The organism is Novosphingobium sp. YAF33, from assembly GCF_052113265.1.
Classification (GTDB): domain Bacteria; phylum Pseudomonadota; class Alphaproteobacteria; order Sphingomonadales; family Sphingomonadaceae; genus Novosphingobium.
In genome coordinates this window covers 19,390-37,757 of sequence record NZ_JBFRCW010000019.1, presented here as the reverse complement: position 1 = coordinate 37,757, position 18,368 = coordinate 19,390, and the positions used below count along the sequence as shown (strand labels likewise).

Genomic DNA, 18,368 nt, shown 5'->3' with positions numbered 1-18,368 from the left:
ATCATGACCACCACCATCGAGACGCTCCCGGCACAAGGCCAGACATCGATGATCCCGGCTATCGTCGCCGGGATCATCGCCACCACTATATCCTACGCCGGACCGCTGGTGATCGTGTTCCAGGCCGCGCAAGGGCTGGAGCCGGCGGTCGTCGCCTCGTGGATCTGGGCGATCTCGATCGGCAGCGGGGTGCTGGGCATCGTGCTGAGCTGGCGCTGGCGCGTGCCGATCGTGGTGGCGTGGTCGGCGCCAGGTTCTGCGCTGCTGGTGACGATGCTGCCCCAGACCGACTTCGCCACGGCCGTGGGCGCCTATATCGTCGCCAACCTCGCGGTGCTGGCGGTAGGCGCTTCGGGCGCGTTCGACCGGCTGATGAAGCGCCTGCCCGCCGCGATCACCGCCGCCATGCTGGCCGGCATCCTGTTCCGCTTCGTGATCGACATGATCGGCGCCGTCCCCTCCGCGCCGGTCATGGTGATCGCGATGATCGCCGCTTTCTTCGCCGGGCGCGTGCTCGCCCCGCGCTATGCCGTCGTCGCCGTGCTGGTGACGGGCGTGGTGCTGACCATGCTGGACGGCGGCCTTTCGGGCACCATCGGCACCCCCCGCCTGACCGTGCCGGTCTGGACCACGCCCCGGTTCGACTGGGCCGCCACCGCCAGCATCGCCCTGCCGCTGGCGGTCGTGGCGCTGACCGGGCAGTTCCTTCCCGGCATCGCCGTCCTGCGCGCCGCGGGCTACGAGACCCCGCCGGCGCGCCCGATCGTCTCGGCCAGCGCCATAGGCTCGATCCTGATGGCCCCGTTCGGCTGCCACGGCCTGAATCTGGCGGCCTTCACCGCCGCGATCTGCCTCGGGCCGGACGCGCACCCCGATCCGGCGAAGCGCTATCTCGCGGGGATCGCGGGCGGCGTGACCTACCTGATCTTCGGCGCTTTCGCGGCGACCGTGCTGGCCCTGTTCGCCACTTTGCCCAAGACCCTGATCGCCGCGCTGGCCGGGCTGGCGCTGTTTCCGGTCGTCTCCGGCTCGCTCAGCACGGCCCTGCGCGCGGAGCAGGGCCGCGACGGGGCGCTCGTCACTTTCGCGGTCAGCGCCTCGGGCATGACACTGGCGGGCCTCGGCTCCGCCTTCTGGGGCCTGGTCTTCGGGCTGGCCGTGCACATGCTCCAGACTTTCGCCGCAAGACGATGACATAGCGGCTGCGACTGGGTCGCCCCCTTCAGAACAAACGAAAAAACGGGAGAGTATCGATGTTCCAGATCATGGCGCATGCCCTGACCGCAGCCGCTGCGCAGGTGCCTGCGGACGTTCCCGCGCCGGTGTCGGCGCAAGCCCCCGCCGAGGCGCCTGCCGCGACACAGACCGCCGCGACCGAGATCGCGCCGCCGCAAAGTCCGAACCGCCCCAAGGCGCCCAAGCCGGCCTTCAAGCCGATCAACCATGACGAGGACTATTCCAGCTTCCGCGCCGTGCGCGACGCCAATCTCTGGACCCGGATCAAGTACATTCCGCTGGCGGGCAATACGTATGCCTCGCTCGGCGGAGAGCTGCGCCTGCGGCCCGAGCTGCGCATCGGCGAACGCTGGGGACGCGGTCCGCAGGATGACGACGGCAACTTCCAGCAGCGCACCCGCGTCTGGGGCGACCTCCAGGTCGAGGGCCTGTTCCGCGCCTTCGTGGACCTGGAGCACGCCACCAGCACCGGGCTCGATTCCGTGGTCGCGCCGATCGAGGAAGGGCGTCTGGACTTCAACCAGGCCTTCGTCGAGGCGCATGTGCCGGTCGGCACGGCGCGGATCACCGCGCGCTTCGGCCGCCAGGAAATCGGCATCGGCAACCAGACCGTGTTCGACATGCGCGAAGGCGCCAATACCCGCCGCTCGCTGGACCTCCTGCGCGTGATGGGCACGATGGGCCCGTGGGACGGCGGCTTCCTCACCGGCCATGCGGTGCTGGAAAAGCTGGGCACCTTCGACGACGAGACCAACCACGACTACGACCTGACCGGGCTCCACGCCGGACGCACTTTTGGCGCCGGAAGCCATACCGGCCGGGCCGAAATGCTGTTCGTTTCCTCCGACCGCGCCAGCGTGTCCTTCGCCACCGCGCCCGCCGCGCGCGACCGGCGCCGCACGCTCTCGCTGCGCTATGCCGGGAAGGCCGATGCCTGGAGCGTCGATGTGGAGGGCATCCGGCAATGGGGCTCGTTCGGGAACCTCGACATCGATGCCTACTACGTCACCGGCACCATCGCTCACGGCTGGCAGGGAGGGTGGAAGCCCAAACTGGCCCTGCGCGTCGACGTGGGCTCGGGCGACCGCAATCCCGGCGACGGCAAGGCCGGAACCTACGGACCGCTGTTCCCCAAGCCGCTCACTTACAACGGCGACCTCGGGCCGCATAACCTGACGATCTTCCAGCCGATGCTGACGCTCCAGCCGACCGCGAAGCTGACGCTCGACTTCTCGGCGGCAGGGCTGTGGCGCACCTCGATCCACGACGGCGTCTATTCGCTGGGCGGGCAAGTGCTGCGCCGCGCCGACGAGACCGATTCCCGCTTCTTCGGAAAGCGTGCCACGGCGGCCGGGCGCTATGCGCTCAACCCCTTCACAACGCTCGGCTTCTACACGATCTACGGCGATGTTTCGGAGAAGTTCAAGCCGGGGCGCGACTTGTTCTATGCCGCCGCCTACCTGACGTTCCGGATCTAGCGGAGGAGCCTAGCGCGCCGGGGGCGGCGTCTCTTCGCCCCGGCCGGGGGTGAGCAGGGCATCGAGCCGCTCCAGCGCGGCCAGCAGCATGGCCTGCTCCCACCGCTCCAGCGCGCCGAAGCCCTGGCTGAAGCGCAGTTGCAGCGGAAACGGGGAGGCGCGCAGCTTCTCGCGACCCTCGTCCGTCGCCTGCAGCAGCATCTGCCGCTTGTCCGTCAGGCTGCGGGTGCGCGTGACCAGGCCGCCGGCGACCAGCCGGTCGACGATATTGGTGATCGTCGCCTGGCCGAACCGCAGCGCGGTTGCGACCGCACCGGGTGTGATCGACTCGTGCCCGCAGATCTGGCGCAGGACCAGGCCCTGCGACGGGGTGAGACCGGTCGCGGCGGCCATTTTCCGGTTATCCAGATCGGCGGCGTCGATAATTTTTCGCAGCGCCGTCAGCGCCGCTGGCGTGAGGTCCGATTCCATGCCCGACAGCTAGCTTTGACGGGGCTTTGCGCCAAGTGTGAATATGCTTCGGATATGGAAGATTTGCGACATGAAACGGCAGGGTCTCTGGAACCATTCCCCCGGTGGGCTGTTGCAATGCCGCGCCGAATCAGTATGTTTCGCCGCAAGCGCAGTCACTATGAGGCAATAGCCAAGCACAACGATGTGCTTCGGAGGGTGAAGTAATCTTAGATTTGAATGCGAACGAGGCAAGCCTCCGGGATCTTTCCGGGGGCCCCGAGAACGCGCCGCAGGAAGACGTGGCCAAAGCGCCGCTGCACCTGCGTTGCCCCACTGCCGAAGACGGCCCCGCCGTCACGGCCCTGATCGCGGCTTCCCCGCCGCTCGATCCCAACTCGGCCTATTGCAACCTGCTCCAGTGCAGCGATTTTGCCGATACTTGCGTGCTTGCGGAGCGGGATGGGCAGGCCGTCGGCTGGATCTCCGGCTATCGCCCGCCTTCGCATCCCGAGCGTCTTTTCGTGTGGCAGGTGGCCGTGGCCGCCTCGGCCCGCGGCGAGGGACTGGCAGGACGCATGCTCGATGCCCTGCTGACCCGGCCCGCCGTGCGCGGCGCCACCACGCTGACCACCACCATCACCGAGGACAATGCCGCCAGTTGGGCGCTGTTCACGGCCTTCGCGCGCCGCCACGGCGCGCAGCTTTCGAAATCGCCGCGCTTCGAGCGCGACGCGCACTTTGCCGGTGCGCACGACACGGAATGGCAGGCGAGCATCGCGCCCCTGCCGTCCGCCCAATCCTGAACAGGGGAACCCTGACATGACCAAGATGCCCATGCCGAGCGCCGCCGCGCCCGACACGAAAATCTACGAGCGCCGCGAATCCGCCGTGCGTACTTATTCCCGCTCCATGCCGCGCCAGTTCGGCAAGGCGCAGGGCGTGTGGATGCACGACAATGCGGGCGGCCGCTATCTCGACTTCCTTTCGGGCTGCTCCTCGCTGAACTACGGCCACAACCATCCCGTGCTCAAGGCCGCGCTGGTGGACTACATCGCCGGTGACGGCGTGACTCACGCGCTGGACCTGCACACCGACGCCAAGACCGAGTTCCTCCGCACTTTCGAGGATGTCGTGCTGGAGCCGCGCGGGCTGGACTATCGCATGATGTTCACCGGGCCGACCGGCACCAATGCGGTGGAAGCCGCGATCAAGCTGGCGCGAAAGGTGACCGGCCGCGAGATGGTGGTGGCCTTCACCAACGGCTTCCACGCCATGACGCTGGGCGCGCTGGCCTGCACCGGCAATGCCGGCAAGCGCGGCGGCGCGGGCGTGCCGCTCAACCATGTCAGCCACGAGCCTTTCGACGGCTACTATGGCGAGGGCGTGGATACCGCGGACCTGCTGGAACAGCGCCTGTCCGACCCGTCGAGCGGTCTCGATGCGCCGGCCGCCTTCCTGGTGGAGACGGTGCAGGGCGAAGGCGGCCTCAACGCCGCCAGCCCCGGCTGGCTGCGCAAGATCGCCGCGCTCGCCCGGAAGCACGGCGCGCTGCTGATCGTCGACGACATCCAGGCCGGCTGCGGCCGCACCGGCGGGTTCTTCAGCTTCGAGGGCATGGGCTTCACGCCGGATATCGTCACCCTGGCCAAGTCGCTTTCGGGCATGGGCCTGCCTTTCGCGCTCACCCTGATCCGCCCCGACCTCGATATCTGGGCGCCGGGCGAGCACAACGGCACGTTCCGCGGCAACAACCACGCTTTCGTCACCGCCACGGCGGCCTTGCGCGAATTCTGGGCCGATCCCGCCTTTGCCGACGACGTCGCCCGCCGCGGCGGCATCCTCGAAGGCCGGCTGGAGCGCATGGCCGACCGCCATGGTCTCTCGACCCGCGGGCGCGGCATGATGCGCGGCATCGACGTGGGCAGCGGCGAGATCGCCGCCCGCATCACCGGCGCCTGCTTCGATGCCGGCCTGATCATCGAGACCAGCGGCGCGCATGACGAGATCGTCAAGGTGCTCGCCCCGCTCGTGATCGACGATGCCACGCTGAATGCGGGCCTCGACATCCTGGAAACCGCGCTGGCCGAGGCGATCGCCCCGGTGAAGCGCCCGCTCGGTGTCGCTGCCTGAGCACCCTTCCAGATCGCCTCGAACTAGAGGCACAGATTTACAGGAATTGACCATATGATCGTTCGCCAACTCAAGGAAATCCGCAAGTCCGACCGCCACGTCGAGTCCAATGGCTGGCACTCCGACCGGCTGCTGCTCAAGGACGACGGCATGGGCTTCTCGTTCCACGTCACGACGATGTTCGCGGGCGAGGAACTGCACATGCACTACCAGAACCACCTGGAAGCCGTGCTGGTGCTGAAGGGCGCCGGGACCATCGAGGACCTGGGCACCGGCCTGAATCATGAGCTGAAGGCCGGCGTGATGTACGCGCTCAACCAGAACGACAAGCACATCGTGCGGCCCACCGAGGACATCCTCTGCGCCTGCGTGTTCAACCCGCCCGTCACCGGACGCGAGGTTCATGACGAAAGCGGCGCCTATCCCGCCGACGCCAGTGAAGATGCCGGCGAGCCGGCCCTCACGGACTGAGGAGGAAGGCCAGACGATGCAGGATCATTATCCCACCCGCTGCGCCGCGCAGCCGCAGCTCTTTCCCCGCGACGAACCCGTCGCGCGCCGCGAATGGCAGCCCGGCGCACCGCTCAGCGCCGAGCAGATCGCCCAGTTCGACCGTGACGGCTATCTGGTGCTGGAGGACGTGTTTTCCGAGGCCGAAATGGCCGCGCTCCAGGCCGAGACCGGCCGCCTCCTGGGCAACCCGGCGGGCCTGAAGGACGAAACCGTCATCGCCGAGCCCGGCAGCCGCGAGATCCGCTCGATCTTCGAGATCCACGAGCAGAGCGAGACCATGGGCCGCCTGGCCGCCGACGCGCGGCTGGCCGGCGTCGCCAGCTACCTGCTGGACGACGAGGTCTACATCCACCAGTCGCGGCTGAACTACAAGCCGGGGTTCAAGGGCAAGGAGTTCTACTGGCACTCCGACTTCGAGACCTGGCACGCCGAGGATGGCATGCCGCGCATGCGCGCGCTGTCGATGTCGGTGCTGCTGGCGGAAAACACGCCTCACAACGGCCCGCTGATGGTCATGCCCGGATCGCAGCACGTCTTCATCGCCTGCGTGGGCGAGACGCCGGAAGACCACTACCGCGCGTCGCTGCGCAAGCAGGAATACGGCGTGCCCGATGAAGATACGCTGGCCCAGCTGGCGCACCGCCAGGGCATCGTCTCGCCCACCGGCAAGCCGGGGACGGTCATCGTGTTCGACTGTAACACCATGCACGGGTCCAATGGCAACATCACGCCCTTCCCGCGCGCCAATGCCTTCCTGGTCTACAACGCCGTGAGCAACCGGCTCGAAGCGCCCTTCGCCGCCGCCACTCCGCGTCCGGACTTCATCGCCGCGCGCGAGGTGAAGACGATCACGCCGGTTTCCGGCATCCTCGAAGGAGAAGCCGCATGAACCGGACCCATTCCGTCGAGAAGATCGGCGGCACCTCGATGGCGGCCACCTCCACGGTGTTCGACAACGTGCTGGTCGCCGGCCGCAAGGGCGCGGACCTCTACAACCGGATCTTCGTGGTCTCGGCCTATGCCGGGATGACCGACCTGCTGCTGGAGCACAAGAAGTCGGGCGAGCCCGGCGTCCATGCCCATTTCATCCGCAACGAAGTGCCCGGCGCCTGGCGCTCCGCCCTGGCGGACGTGATGGGCGCGATGTGGGCGCGCAATGCCGAGATGTTCGCGCGCTCCGCCAGCCGGGAGGAAGCGGATGCCTTCGTGGCCATGCGCATCGCCGCGCTGGAAACCTGCCTGGACGATCTCGACCGCCTGCGCGCGCATGGTCGCTTCTGCCTGAAGGACCAGATGACCACCGTGCGCGAGATGCTGGCCGGTCTGGGCGAGGCGCATTCGGCGCACTCCACCGCGCTGATGCTGCGCGACCGGGGCGTGAACGCGGTCTTCGTCGACCTGACGCTCTGGGACCACGCGGACATGCGCAGCCTGGACGAGCGCATCGTCGAGGCCATGGCGCCGATCGACCTTGCCAGGCAGATGCCCATCGTCACCGGCTATGCGGGCTGCGAGGGCGGCATGGTGCGCCGCTATGCGCGCGGCTATTCGGAAATGACCTTCTCCCGCATCGCCGTGCTGACGCAGGCGCGCGAGGCGATCATCCACAAGGAGTTCCACCTTTCCAGCGCCGATCCGCGCCTGGTGGGCGAAACGGTGGCGCGCAAGATCGGGCGCACCAACTACGACGTGGCGGACCAGCTTGCCAACCTGGGCATGGAGGCCATCCACCCGCGGGCCGGGCGGGGCCTGCGCCAGTCCGGCATCCCGCTGCGGGTGCGCAATACGTTCGACCGGCACGACGGCGGCACGCTGATCTGCGGCGACTACGTTTCCGACCGTCCGCGCGTGGAGATCGTCACCGGGCTGGCCTCGGTCCAGGCGCTGCAGGTGTTCGAACAGGACATGGTCGGCGAGAAGGGCTACGACGCCGCGATCCTGGAGGCGCTGACCCGCCACGGGGCGTGGATCGTCAGCAAGAGCTCCAACGCCAACACCATCACGCACTACCTCTCGGGCACCAGTCCGGCGCAGATGGCCGCCATCGTCGCGGACATCGAGGCGCACTGGCCCGGCGCCGCCGTGACGGTGCAGCCGGTGGCGATGGTCTCGGTGATCGGCAGCGACCTTGCGGAGCCGGGCCTGGTCCCGCGCGCGCTGATGGCGATGGCCGAGGCCGGGATCGGCATGGCCGCGATGCAGCACCAGATCCGCAATGTCGACGTGCAGTTCATCGTCGCGGTCGAGGCTTTCGACCAGGCGGTGCGGGTGCTGCACAAGGCGCTGGTCGAAGGCGGCGCCGCCGCCCCGGTGGGCGGAACCCCGGAACCAGCCGGAACCCAGGAACTGGCTGCCGCCTGATCGCTTGATTGATCATGCTGAAAGCCATCCTCCCCGTGCGCAGCCTGCTGCTCGCCATCTTCGTGCTGATGGCGGGCGGCGGCTTCATGAACACGCTCGTCAGCGTGCGCCTGGAGCGCGGGGGGTCTGGCACCCTGGCGATCGGCCTGGTCGGCACCGCCTATTTCGCAGGACTGGTCGCAGGCTCCATGCGTGCGCCGTCGCTGCTGCGCCGCATCGGCCACATCCGCGCCTTCGCCGCTTTCGTGGCCGTGCTGAGCGCCAGCACGCTGGCTTATGCCATCCACCGCGACGTGCCGTTCTGGGGCCTGCTGCGCTTCACGGACGGAATCTGCCTGGCAGGCATCTACGTCTGCCTGGAAAGCTGGCTGAACGAACGGGCCGAAGGCGCCGGGCGCGGCAGCGTGCTGGCCGGCTATATGATCGCACTCTATGGCGGGCAGGCGATCGGGCAGTTCACGCTCAACCTCGGCGGCGCGGCATCGACGATGCCGCTGATGGTGGGATCGATCCTGATCTCGCTCGCCGCCGTGCCCGTGGTGCTGACCCGCATCGCCGCACCCGCGCCGGGGGAAGCCTCCTCGCTCTCGTTCCGCGAACTCTACGCGGTCTCGCCGCTGGGGATCGTCGGCGCTTTCCTGACCGGGATCATGCTCGGCGCCTTCTACGCGATGGGCGCGGTCTATGCCCGGCGCTCGGGGCTGGACCTTTCCGCGACCGCGCTGTTCATGAGCGTCGTCATCATGGGCGGCGTGGCGCTGCAATGGCCGCTGGGCCGCCTGTCCGACCGGATGGACCGGCGCATGGTGATCGTGATGGCCTTCGCCGGCACGCTGGCCGCCAGCCTCGCCATCGCCCTGACCGAGGGCAACCTGCCGCTGCTGACGTTCGGCGCGCTGTGGGGCGGCCTCAGCTTCGCGCTCTATCCGCTCTGCGTCGCCCATACCAACGACCACCTCTCGGCCGAGCAGCGCGTCGCCGCCAGCGGCGGGCTGGTGCTGCTCTATTCGCTGGGCGCCGCCATCGGCCCCTCGCTGGGGGCGCTGGCGATGACCCTGCTGGGAACGGCCGGGCTGTTCCTCTTCGTTGCCGCCTGCGCCGGCGCCGCGCTGGCATTCGGCCTGTGGCGACAGGTCCGCTCCGAGCCGGTCCCCGGCCATCTCCAGGAAACCTACGTCGTGCTGCCGCGCACCACGCCCATGTCCGCCGCGCTCGACCCGGTGGCCTCGGACGAAAGCACTCTTGAATGACCGACCAGACTTCGCCGGCCGTACTGCACCGCGCCATCGCCGCATCCGCGATCGGCAATGCCACCGAGTGGTTCGACTATGGCATCTATGCCTATGGCGTCAGCTATATCTCCGCCGCGCTGTTCCCTGGCGAGGCCGCCGAAGCGACGCTTTTCGCGCTGGCGACATTCGCGATCTCGTTCCTGGTGCGGCCGCTGGGCGGCTTCTTCTGGGGTCCGCTGGGCGACCGCTACGGCCGCAAGGCGGTGCTGGGCATCACCATCGTGATGATGGCGGCGGCCACGGTGGGCGTCGGCCTCATCCCCTCCTACGCGGCGATCGGCCTCTGGGCACCGGCGCTGCTGGTGGTGCTGCGCATGGTGCAGGGCTTTTCGACCGGCGGCGAATACGGCGGCGCGGCGATCTTCATGGCCGAGTATGCGCCCGACCGGAAGCGCGGCTTCTATGGCAGCTTCCTGGAAGTCGGCACGCTGGCGGGCTTCTGCGGCGGCGCCCTGCTGATGCTGGGCTTCTCGCTGCTGCTGGGCGACGCCGCCATGCGCGACTGGGCCTGGCGCCTGCCGTTCCTGCTGGCCGGGCCGCTGGGTTTCGTAGGCGTCTACTTGCGGGCGCGCATGGAAGAGACGCCGCTGTTCCGCGAAGTGGAAGAGAGCGGCCAGAACGCATCCGCCACGCCGCTGCGCGACCTGATGCGCCGCCACCGCCGCCCGCTGCTGGCGATGAGCGGGCTGGTGATCGCGCTCAACGTGGTGAACTACACCCTGCTCAGCTACATGCCGACATATCTGGAGCGCCGGCTGGGCCTTTCGACCGACGCCGCGCTGGCCGTGCCCATCGCCGGCATGCTGTTCATGATGGTGCTGCTTCCCTTTGCGGGCGCCCTGTCGGACCGGGTAGGGCGCAAGCCGATGTGGATGGCCTCGCTGATCGGGCTGATGCTGGCGGTGGTGCCGCTCTATCACTTCATGGATACCGGCCTTGCCAGCGCGGTGATCGGCTATGCCCTGCTGGGGCTGCTCTACGTGCCGCAACTGGCAACGATTTCGGCGACGTTCCCCGCCTTCTTCCCCACCCCGGTGCGCTTTGCCGGTTTCGCCATCGCCTACAACCTCTCGACCTCGCTGTTCGGCGGCACCGCCCCCGCGGCGAACGCCTGGCTGATCGACCGGACCGGCGATCCGCTCACCCCCGCCTACGTGATGATCGCCGCCTGTCTCGTCGGGCTGGTGGCGCTGCATTATACCGAGGAAACCGCCGGCAAGCCGCTGCGCGCCGTCTGACTGCCTAACCGAGGATTCCCTTTGAAAACCGATGCTTTCGCCGCCCTGGCTGCCCCCGGAACAAGCGGGCCCTGGGCCATGGCGCCCTGGGCCTCCGAGCCCTGGATGCACACCGGAATCGCCCTGCTGCTCCTGGCCGCCGCCGCCTGGCTGGCCAACTGGATCGCCAAGCGCATCGTCCTGAGCGGCATGATGCGCCTGCTGCGGCGCACGCCCTTCGATGTCGAGGCGGGGCATATCGGCGCCATCGTCGCGCGCCTGTCGAACATCCTGCCCGCCGTGATCGTGCAGGGCGGGATCGGCACGGTGCCCGGCCTGCCGCCCGCGCTGGTCGGCTTCGTGCACAGCCTTTGCGCGGCCGTAGTGATCCTGACGCTCGCCCTGGCCCTGTCCGGCGCGCTGACCCTGGCCAACGACGTGTACCAACGCCGCCCGGAAGCCGGGCACCGGCCGATCAAGGGCTATGTCCAGGTGGCCAAGCTGCTGGTCTACGGCGCCGCCGCGATCCTGGTACTGGCCGCGCTGATGGACCAGTCTCCGCTGCTGCTGCTGTCCGGACTGGGCGCCATGGCGGCCGTGCTGCTGCTGGTGTTCAAGGACACCATCCTCTCGCTGGTCGCATCGGTGCAGATCACCTCCAACGACATGGTCCGCGTGGGCGACTGGATCGAGATGCCCAAGCTCGACGCCAATGGCGACGTGATCGACATCGCGCTGCACACGGTGAAGATCCAGAACTTCGACAAGACCATCACCACCGTGCCGACTCACCGGCTCATCACCGAGAGCTTCCGCAACTGGCGCGGCATGTCGGAATCGGGCGGGCGGCGCATCATGCGCTCGCTGATGATCGACCAGAACAGCGTGCGCTTCCTGACGGCCGGGGAACTGGAGGCGCTCTCGCGCTTCACCCTGCTGCGCCAGTACCTGGCGGAGCGCCGCGGCGAAGTGAACCGCTGGAACCAGGACCACGCGCAAGGCGAGATCCTGGACATGCGCCGCCTGACCAATATCGGCACTTTTCGCGCCTATGTGCACGCCTACCTTACCGCGCACCCGGACATCGCGAAGGACAAGACCCTGCTGGTGCGCCAGCTCGAACCCGGCGAATACGGCCTGCCGCTGCAGATCTACGCTTTCGCCTCCACTACGGCCTGGGCCCAGTACGAAAGCATCCAGGCCGATATTCTCGACCACCTTATCGCGATCATCCCGGAGTTCGACCTCCGCGTTTTCCAGCGGCCCACCGGCCTCGACCTGTCAGGCGCGGTCGCGCGGTCGGTATCCTCGCCGGACGCCGTCCTGCCCCCCGCTCCCTCCCTTCCCGTTCAGGACCCTGCGTGACATGAAGGCCGCCTTACCCATGCCAGCCGCCCGCCGCCTTTCCGCAGTCTCCGCCATGGCGGCCGCTGCCCTGCTTGCCCTGACGCCCCCACCCGCCGCTGCGCAGGCAGGGCTCTCTGCTGCGCAGGCAGGGCCAACCGATGCCGACGTGGTCTCGCTCGCGAAACGGGCGGATATGGTCGTCAGGGCGCAAGTCGCCGGCGTGACGCGCGTGAACACCGCAAGCCAGCGCATCCCCGCGCCCGGCCATGCCCGCTATTATGTCGAGGCCACAACCGGCGCGCTGCTGTTCGGCGCCGCGCCGATCGGCGGATCGCTGCGCTACCTGGTGGACCTGCCCCAGGACGGCCCCGCAAACGGCGTCATTACCGGAATGGGACCGGCGGAACTGCCCGGCCGCGATGTCATCCTGTTCGCCTCCCCGGTGCCGGGCCGCCCCGAGGACCTGAAGCTGATCGCGCCCACCGCCCAGATCCTCTGGACCCCGGACGAGGAAGTGCGCCTGCGCGCCGTCCTGCGCAGCCGGGTCGCCCGCAATGCGCCCAGCAATGTCACGCGGGTGCGGGAAATGCTCTACGTGCCCGGCAACCTCGCCGGGCAGGGACGCACGCAGATCTTCCTCGATACCGAGGGCGGGCGCAGCGCCTCGATCACGGTCCGCCATGAACCGGGCCAGGCGCCCGCCTGGGGCGTCTCGTTCTCCGCGGTGGTGGCGACGGCGGGCCGCCCACCCGCGCGCGGCACGCTGGAATGGTACAGCCTGGCCTGCTTCCTGCCGCCCGCCCCGGCCGAGCGCGCCAATATTTCCGCCACCTACGAGGGCAAGATGCAGGCCCTCACTGACTACCGCATGGTGCTCGCCGCACTGGGCAGCTGCCCGCGCACCATGTCCTGAGCGCCGGCTTGCGCGGAACGGCAAGAGGGCCGATTTCGTGCCGGGCGGAAACCGAAGGGCGCGCGGCGGGTTGTTGCCGGACCGCGGATCGGGCCGGACTGCAGACAAGGAGGTAACGGGGGTTGGAACAGGCAGCAGGGGCGGAAAGCCCAAACAGCGCCATGCAGGACCGGTTCGAGCAGATCGCGCTCTATCGCTGGTGGCGGCGATCGGTCGTCGGACGGGTCGATCACGAGAGCGTGATGGCGCGCATCACCGAGGATTCCGGGTGGTCGCCGCGCTATGCCTTCATGGTGATGATGTCCGCGGGCATCGCCGTGCTCGGCCTGCTGCTCTCGTCGCCGGCCGTGGTCATCGGCGCCATGCTGATCTCGCCGCTGATGAGCCCGATCCTGGGGCTGGGCTTCAGCCTGGCCCTGTTCGATTTCTCCGAGATGCGCCGCTCGCTTACCGCCCTGGCGGTGGGCGCGGTGGCGGCGGTGATCTTCACCGCGCTGATCGTGGCCCTCTCCCCGCTGCAGGCGCCGACCAGCGAGATCATCGCCCGCACCCGGCCCAACCTGTTCGACCTGGCAGTGGCGCTGTTCGCGGCCCTGGCGGGGACTTTCGCGATCATCCGCGGGCGCGGCGACACGATCGTCGGCGTCGCCATCGCCACGGCCCTGATGCCGCCACTCGCAGTGGTCGGCTTCGGTCTGGCGACATGGAACATGCCCGTGCTGGGCGGCGCTTTCGCCCTGTTCGTCACCAACTTCGTGACCATTGCCCTCTCCGCCACGGCCATGGCGCGCTTCTACGGGTTCGGCCACCATCTCACCAGCCAGCAGAGCTGGACGCAGACGTTCGTCCTGCTGTTCGTCTTCGTCGCCATGGCCATTCCGCTGGGCATTTCGCTCAAGCAGATCGCCGGGGAAGCAGTCACCGTCAACCAGACGCGCTCCTTCCTGTCCGAGCGTTTCGGCGCCGACGCGCGGGTGACCCAGCTTGATATCGACTTCGATGCCGATCCCGTGGTGGTGCGCGCCGTGGTCATCACCCCGCGCGGGCGGATGCAGCGCACCGCGGCCCTGCAGGAAGACCTCACCAGCCGCCTGGGCAAGCCGCTGCGCCTGCGGCTGGACCAGGTGGTGCTCGAACCCGGCGCCGGCGCCATCGAGGCCCAGCGCGAGGAAATCCGCCAGGCGGGCGACGCCGCCGCCATCGAGACCCAGCGCATCGCCGCGCTCTCGCAGATGCTGGCCCTGACCGCCGGGACCACGGCGGACGGCGTCACCGTGGACCGCGACCATCACCGCGCCATGGCCGATGCCGTGCCGCTGCCGGGCGCCTCGCTGGCGACATACCGGGTGCTGGAGCAACGCGCCGCGGCGCAGGCGGACGGCTGGGACGTGGTGCTGACCCCGCCGCAGATGGCCACGCCGACGATCGCCTTCACCGGCAGCGCGGACACGCTGGATGCCCCCGCGCGGGAAGCGGTGCTGGTCAGTGCCTGGGCCGCGCGGCGCTGGAACGTGCGCAGCCTGGGCGTTCCCGGACTGCCCCCGGCATCATCGGAGCAAGCCCCGGAGGAGGCGCCGGAGAAGCCCACGCTCGTCCAGCGGCGCGCGCTGGCGGTGGCTGCGCTGCTCCGCGAGAACGGCATAGCGCCTCTCCCGGCCCCGGCCGCGGGCAGCCGTTTCGCACTGCGCCGCATCGATGAGGGCGAGACCCAGCCTTGAGCCCGGCCGCCCTCAGCGCCTTCATCCTGCTGGGCGCGCTCGTTCTGTTCGTATCCGAAAAGGTGCGGCACGATCTCGTGGCCTTCCTGGCCCTGATCGCCTGCCTCGTCACCGGTCTCGTCGCGCCGGGCGATGCCTTCTCGGGCTTCGCCGATCCGGCGGTGATCGCGGTGGCGGCCGTGCTGGTGGTGGGCCGCGCCATCGAACTCAGCGGCGCCGCCGGAGCCGTGGCGAACCGCATCATCCCCGCCCGCGCGCCTTTCGCGATGCGTCTTGCCTGCCTGCTGCTGGTGGGCGCGCTGCTCTCCGCGTTCATGAACAATATCGCCGCGCTGGTCATCACCATGCCGATCGCCGCGGAGATCGCCCGCTCGGCCAAGCGCTCGGCCGGCGCCACGCTGATGCCCCTGGCCTTCGCGACGATCCTGGGCGGCATGACCACCCTGATCGGTACGCCCGCCAACCTGATCCTCTCCTCGGTCCGCGAAACGCGGCTGGGCGCGCCTTTCGGGTTCTTCACGATGACCCCCGTGGGCGTGGCGGTGACGGTGGTGGGGCTGGCCTATCTCTGCGTGGTCGGCTGGCGGCTCCTGCCGGCGCGGCGCGGCGATGCGGCGGACGGCAAGCCGCCCTGGCGCGTCTACGAACTGGTCGTCCCCGACGAGCGGCTGGACGCGGCCCAAGTGCGGGCGCGCCTGCGCGGCGCCGGTGGACGCCTGCTGGCCGCCTTTCGCGGCATCGACCGGATCGGCGCGCAAGGCGCCTTGCAGGCGCAGGACCGGCTGCTGGTCCTCTCACGCAAGAACCAGTGGTCGGTCGGGACCACGGCCGGGCTGGTTTCGGATCTTTCCGTCGATCACGTCCCCGATGCCGTCACCGTGCGGGTCGCGGTGGCGCATGGATCGCCGCTGATCGGGCTGGGCTATGACGAAGTCCGCACCCGCAGCCGGCAGCAATTGCAGGTGGTGGCGGTGGGGCCGCGCGTGGCGCGGGAGCGGCGGCAACTGGCGGACATGCGGATCAGCGCAGGAGACCAGCTCTATATTCGCGGCCCGCAGGCGGAACTCGGCAGCTTCAGCGCCGGCGCCCGCGTGCTGGAGATCGACCGCCACGATCCCGTTCCCACCGCGCGGGGGCGCGCCTCGGGTATCCTCGCGGTCTTTGCCGCAGCCATCGCCTGCATCGTCGGGCTGGGCATGTCCCCGGCGCTGGCCTTCACCGGCGCGGCGGTGCTGATCGCGGCGCTGCGGCTGCTGCCGCCGGAGGAAATCTACCGCTCCATCGACTGGAGCGTCATCGTCCTCCTGGCGGCGATGATCCCGGTCGGCCAGAGCTTCGAGGACAGCGGCGCGGCGGCCATCGCCGCGCAGTGGCTGGGTCATGTCCTGGCGGGAATGCCGCTGGTGGCGGTGCTGGCGGCGCTCTGCACGGTGACGCTGCTGCTCTCGATCTTCCTCAACAACGTCGCGACCGCGATCATCATGGGGCCGCTGGCGATAGACGCCGCCGGCCTGCTGCACGTCAGTCCGGATGCGGCGTTGCTGGCGGTGCTGATCGGCGCGTCTTCCGATTTCCTCACCCCCATCGGGCACCAGAACAACCTGCTCGTCATGGGGCCGGGCGGCTATCGCTTCAGCGACTACGCCCGCATGGGCGCGCCGCTGGTGGTGGCGGTGGTCGCCTGCGCGGCGGTGACGCTCTCGGTTCTTTATGGGTAGGGGTCCGGCTGCGGGGAACAGCGACCGCCGCGACGCGTTCCGGTTCGTCTGCAGATATGCGTTAGGGCAACCATGATCGAAAGCCGAATGAACCCGCGGGTATTCTGGGGTGCCTCCGCTGTCATCCTGGCCATGCTTTCTGCCGCCCTGGTCGCCCCCGGCGCCTCCGACCTGGTCTTCAAGGCCGCGCAAAGCTGGGCGATCGACACGTTCGGATGGCTCTACATCGCCGCGGTCGTCGGTTTCCTGGTCGTGGTGCTGGCGCTCGGCTTCGGCCCGGCCGGCCGGTTGAAGCTCGGCCCGGAAGATGCCGAGCCCGATTTCCCCTACGTATCGTGGCTGGCCATGCTCTTCGCGGCCGGCATGGGCATCGGGCTGATGTATTTCGCAGTGGCCGAACCGATCCAGCATTACAGTGCCCCACCCGAAGCACAGCCCGGCACCATCGACGCCGCGCGCGAGGCGATGGCCATCACGTTCCATCACTACGGCGTCCATGCCTGGGCGATCTACGCGCTGGTGGGCCTGAGCCTTGCCTATTTCACCTATCGCAAGGGCCTGCCGCTGACGCTGCGGTCCGGCCTCTACCCGATCCTGGGCAAGCGCATCCGCGGGCCGATCGGCGATGCCATAGACATCTTCGCGGTCTGCGGCACGGTGTTCGGCGTCTCCACCTCGCTCGGCTTCGGCGTTTCGCAGATGACCGCCGGCCTCGCCTACAACTACGGCCTGCCCGACAACACGACGATGAAAGTGGGCGTGATCGTCCTGGTCATGGGCGCAGCGACGCTATCCGTGCTCAGCGGCGCGGACCGGGGGGTGCGGCGGCTTTCCGAACTGAACCTGGCGCTGGCCGTGCTGCTCATGCTCTTCGTGCTGGCGGAAGGGCCGACGCTGTTCCTGCTGCGCGCGCTGGTGCAGAACTTCGGGCTCTATCTCGACCATTTCTTCGAACGCAGCTTCAAGCTCTATGCCTATGAGCCGCGAGCCTGGATGGCGGACTGGACGCTGTTCTACTGGGCCTGGTGGATCGCCTGGTCGCCATTCGTGGGCATGTTCATCGCGCGAATCTCGCGCGGGCGCACGATCCGCGAATTCGTGATCGGCGTGCTCTTCGTGCCCACCGCCTTCACCTTCCTGTGGATGACGGTGTTCGGCAACTCCGCCATCGCGCTCGACCTCGGCACTGCCGGCGGCCAGATCGCGCATGTCGTGCAGGAGAACCTCTCCACCGCCCTGTTCAAGTTCCTGGAGTATCTTCCCGGCTCCGGCTTCACCTCCACCCTGTCGATCGTACTGGTGGCGGTGTTCTTCATCACGTCGGCCGATTCCGGCGCTCTGGTGATCGACACCCTGGCATCGGGCGGCGAAGAGGATACGCCGCGCTGGCAGCGGATGTACTGGTGCCTGCTGCTGGGCGCCACGGCCACCGCGCTGCTCATCGCCGGCGGGCTGGGCGCCTTGCAGACCGCCACCTTGCTGGCCGCGCTGCCGTTCTGCTTCGTGATGATCCTGCTCGCCTTCGGGCTGGTCCGCCAGACCAGCGCCGACCTTGCCGGCATCACCATTTCCGACGACGAGCCCGCGACCGTCAGCGAAAGGCTCAAACGCCTCTTCGTGCCTTCCAGCAAGGCGCAGATCGTCCGGCAACTGGCGGAGCGCGGCGCCCCCGCGCTGCGATCCGTCTGCGCAGCCATGCTGGCGGAAGGCTGGGCCGACAGCCATGTCACCGAGGGCGAGGGGCAGGCCGCGCTCACCATCACGTTCGGGCCGGAGAGCCGGTTCGTCTACAGCCTGGGCACCCGGTCGCGCCCCCTGCCCGCCTATACCGCGCTGGAAGCCTCGGAAGGCCGCCGCAGCCTGACCTGGATGCTGACGGGGCAGGTCGCCACCGAGCGCCACCGCGACCTTACCGGCCTTACCGAACAGCAGATCGTGAATGACGTGCTGACCCAGCTCGAACGATGGCGGCCTGCCGTCTGAACCGCGCGC

General features: G+C 68.8%; 15 protein-coding genes. 14 read left to right on the top strand and 1 reads right to left on the bottom strand.

Going from position 1 to position 18,368, the window contains the following annotated elements; genetic code table 11:
* Positions 1–3: 3 nt before the first annotated feature.
* Positions 4–1,194 carry a benzoate/H(+) symporter BenE family transporter gene (locus tag AB4Z00_RS24365; protein ID WP_442047570.1) on the top strand — a complete coding sequence of 397 codons (1,191 nt, stop codon included), beginning with the start codon at positions 4–6 and terminating at the stop codon, positions 1,192–1,194.
* Between the two features lie 59 nt (positions 1,195–1,253).
* Entirely contained in the window at positions 1,254–2,714 is a 1,461-nt protein-coding gene (locus AB4Z00_RS24360; protein WP_442047569.1) for an alginate export family protein, read from the top strand.
* Between the two features lie 9 nt (positions 2,715–2,723).
* Here AB4Z00_RS24360 and AB4Z00_RS24355 read toward each other — a convergent pair whose 3' ends face one another.
* Positions 2,724–3,185 (bottom strand): MarR family winged helix-turn-helix transcriptional regulator, encoded by a 462-nt coding sequence (locus AB4Z00_RS24355; RefSeq protein ID WP_132268924.1) that lies wholly within the window; start codon positions 3,183–3,185, stop codon positions 2,724–2,726.
* A gap of 302 nt (positions 3,186–3,487) precedes the next feature.
* Here AB4Z00_RS24355 and ectA point away from each other — a divergent pair, with 302 nt between their 5' ends.
* The 12 genes from ectA (at position 3,488) to AB4Z00_RS24295 (ending at position 18,359) form a co-directional block, all read left to right on the top strand.
* Positions 3,488–3,970 carry a diaminobutyrate acetyltransferase gene (gene ectA, locus AB4Z00_RS24350; protein ID WP_442047581.1) on the top strand — a complete coding sequence of 161 codons (483 nt, stop codon included), beginning with the start codon at positions 3,488–3,490 and terminating at the stop codon, positions 3,968–3,970.
* Positions 3,971–3,986: 16 nt separating this feature from the next.
* A complete protein-coding gene (gene ectB / locus AB4Z00_RS24345; protein ID WP_442047568.1) occupies positions 3,987–5,297 on the top strand; it encodes a diaminobutyrate--2-oxoglutarate transaminase in 1,311 nt (436 codons plus the stop codon).
* 54 nt (positions 5,298–5,351) lie between these two features.
* Positions 5,352–5,768: an ectoine synthase gene (locus AB4Z00_RS24340; protein WP_442047567.1), complete on the top strand. Its 417-nt coding sequence runs from the start codon at positions 5,352–5,354 to the stop codon at positions 5,766–5,768.
* A gap of 16 nt (positions 5,769–5,784) precedes the next feature.
* A complete protein-coding gene (thpD, locus tag AB4Z00_RS24335) occupies positions 5,785–6,699 on the top strand; it encodes an ectoine hydroxylase (protein ID WP_132268929.1) in 915 nt (304 codons plus the stop codon).
* Complete coding sequence (locus tag AB4Z00_RS24330; RefSeq protein ID WP_442047566.1) at positions 6,696–8,171, top strand: aspartate kinase; 1,476 nt, start codon at positions 6,696–6,698, stop codon at positions 8,169–8,171. Before thpD ends, AB4Z00_RS24330 begins: the two co-directional genes overlap by 4 nt.
* A gap of 14 nt (positions 8,172–8,185) precedes the next feature.
* On the top strand, positions 8,186–9,421 hold the full coding sequence (locus tag AB4Z00_RS24325; protein ID WP_132268933.1) for an MFS transporter: 1,236 nt from the start codon (positions 8,186–8,188) through the stop codon (positions 9,419–9,421).
* The gene (locus tag AB4Z00_RS24320) at positions 9,418–10,701 is read left to right on the top strand and encodes an MFS transporter (RefSeq protein ID WP_132268934.1); all 1,284 of its coding nucleotides are present in this window, start codon (positions 9,418–9,420) and stop codon (positions 10,699–10,701) included. The genes AB4Z00_RS24325 and AB4Z00_RS24320 overlap by 4 nt, the downstream gene beginning before the upstream one ends.
* Before the next feature lie 78 nt (positions 10,702–10,779).
* Positions 10,780–12,045, top strand: coding sequence for a mechanosensitive ion channel family protein (locus AB4Z00_RS24315; protein ID WP_442047580.1), 1,266 nt, complete (start codon positions 10,780–10,782; stop codon positions 12,043–12,045).
* A gap of 1 nt (position 12,046) precedes the next feature.
* Positions 12,047–12,940: a hypothetical protein gene (locus AB4Z00_RS24310; protein ID WP_442047565.1), complete on the top strand. Its 894-nt coding sequence runs from the start codon at positions 12,047–12,049 to the stop codon at positions 12,938–12,940.
* A gap of 161 nt (positions 12,941–13,101) precedes the next feature.
* Positions 13,102–14,658, top strand: coding sequence for a DUF389 domain-containing protein (locus tag AB4Z00_RS24305; RefSeq protein WP_442047579.1), 1,557 nt, complete (start codon positions 13,102–13,104; stop codon positions 14,656–14,658).
* Complete coding sequence (locus AB4Z00_RS24300; RefSeq protein WP_134095912.1) at positions 14,655–16,376, top strand: SLC13 family permease; 1,722 nt, start codon at positions 14,655–14,657, stop codon at positions 16,374–16,376. Before AB4Z00_RS24305 ends, AB4Z00_RS24300 begins: the two co-directional genes overlap by 4 nt.
* An 87-nt stretch (positions 16,377–16,463) precedes the next feature.
* Positions 16,464–18,359: a BCCT family transporter gene (locus tag AB4Z00_RS24295; RefSeq protein WP_442047564.1), complete on the top strand. Its 1,896-nt coding sequence runs from the start codon at positions 16,464–16,466 to the stop codon at positions 18,357–18,359.
* Positions 18,360–18,368: the final 9 nt, after the last annotated feature.

Coding starts and splice junctions, on each gene's coding strand:
- AB4Z00_RS24310 (WP_442047565.1), top strand. CDS start 12,047: ATGAAGGCCGCCTTACCCATGCCAGCCGCCCGCCGCCTTTCCGCAGTC.
- AB4Z00_RS24315 (WP_442047580.1), top strand. CDS start 10,780: ATGGCGCCCTGGGCCTCCGAGCCCTGGATGCACACCGGAATCGCCCTG.
- AB4Z00_RS24360 (WP_442047569.1), top strand. CDS start 1,254: ATGTTCCAGATCATGGCGCATGCCCTGACCGCAGCCGCTGCGCAGGTG.
- AB4Z00_RS24320 (WP_132268934.1), top strand. CDS start 9,418: ATGACCGACCAGACTTCGCCGGCCGTACTGCACCGCGCCATCGCCGCA.
- AB4Z00_RS24325 (WP_132268933.1), top strand. CDS start 8,186: ATGCTGAAAGCCATCCTCCCCGTGCGCAGCCTGCTGCTCGCCATCTTC.
- AB4Z00_RS24355 (WP_132268924.1), bottom strand. CDS start 3,185: ATGGAATCGGACCTCACGCCAGCGGCGCTGACGGCGCTGCGAAAAATT.
- AB4Z00_RS24340 (WP_442047567.1), top strand. CDS start 5,352: ATGATCGTTCGCCAACTCAAGGAAATCCGCAAGTCCGACCGCCACGTC.
- AB4Z00_RS24330 (WP_442047566.1), top strand. CDS start 6,696: ATGAACCGGACCCATTCCGTCGAGAAGATCGGCGGCACCTCGATGGCG.
- ectB (WP_442047568.1), top strand. CDS start 3,987: ATGACCAAGATGCCCATGCCGAGCGCCGCCGCGCCCGACACGAAAATC.
- AB4Z00_RS24295 (WP_442047564.1), top strand. CDS start 16,464: ATGAACCCGCGGGTATTCTGGGGTGCCTCCGCTGTCATCCTGGCCATG.
- thpD (WP_132268929.1), top strand. CDS start 5,785: ATGCAGGATCATTATCCCACCCGCTGCGCCGCGCAGCCGCAGCTCTTT.
- AB4Z00_RS24305 (WP_442047579.1), top strand. CDS start 13,102: ATGCAGGACCGGTTCGAGCAGATCGCGCTCTATCGCTGGTGGCGGCGA.
- AB4Z00_RS24365 (WP_442047570.1), top strand. CDS start 4: ATGACCACCACCATCGAGACGCTCCCGGCACAAGGCCAGACATCGATG.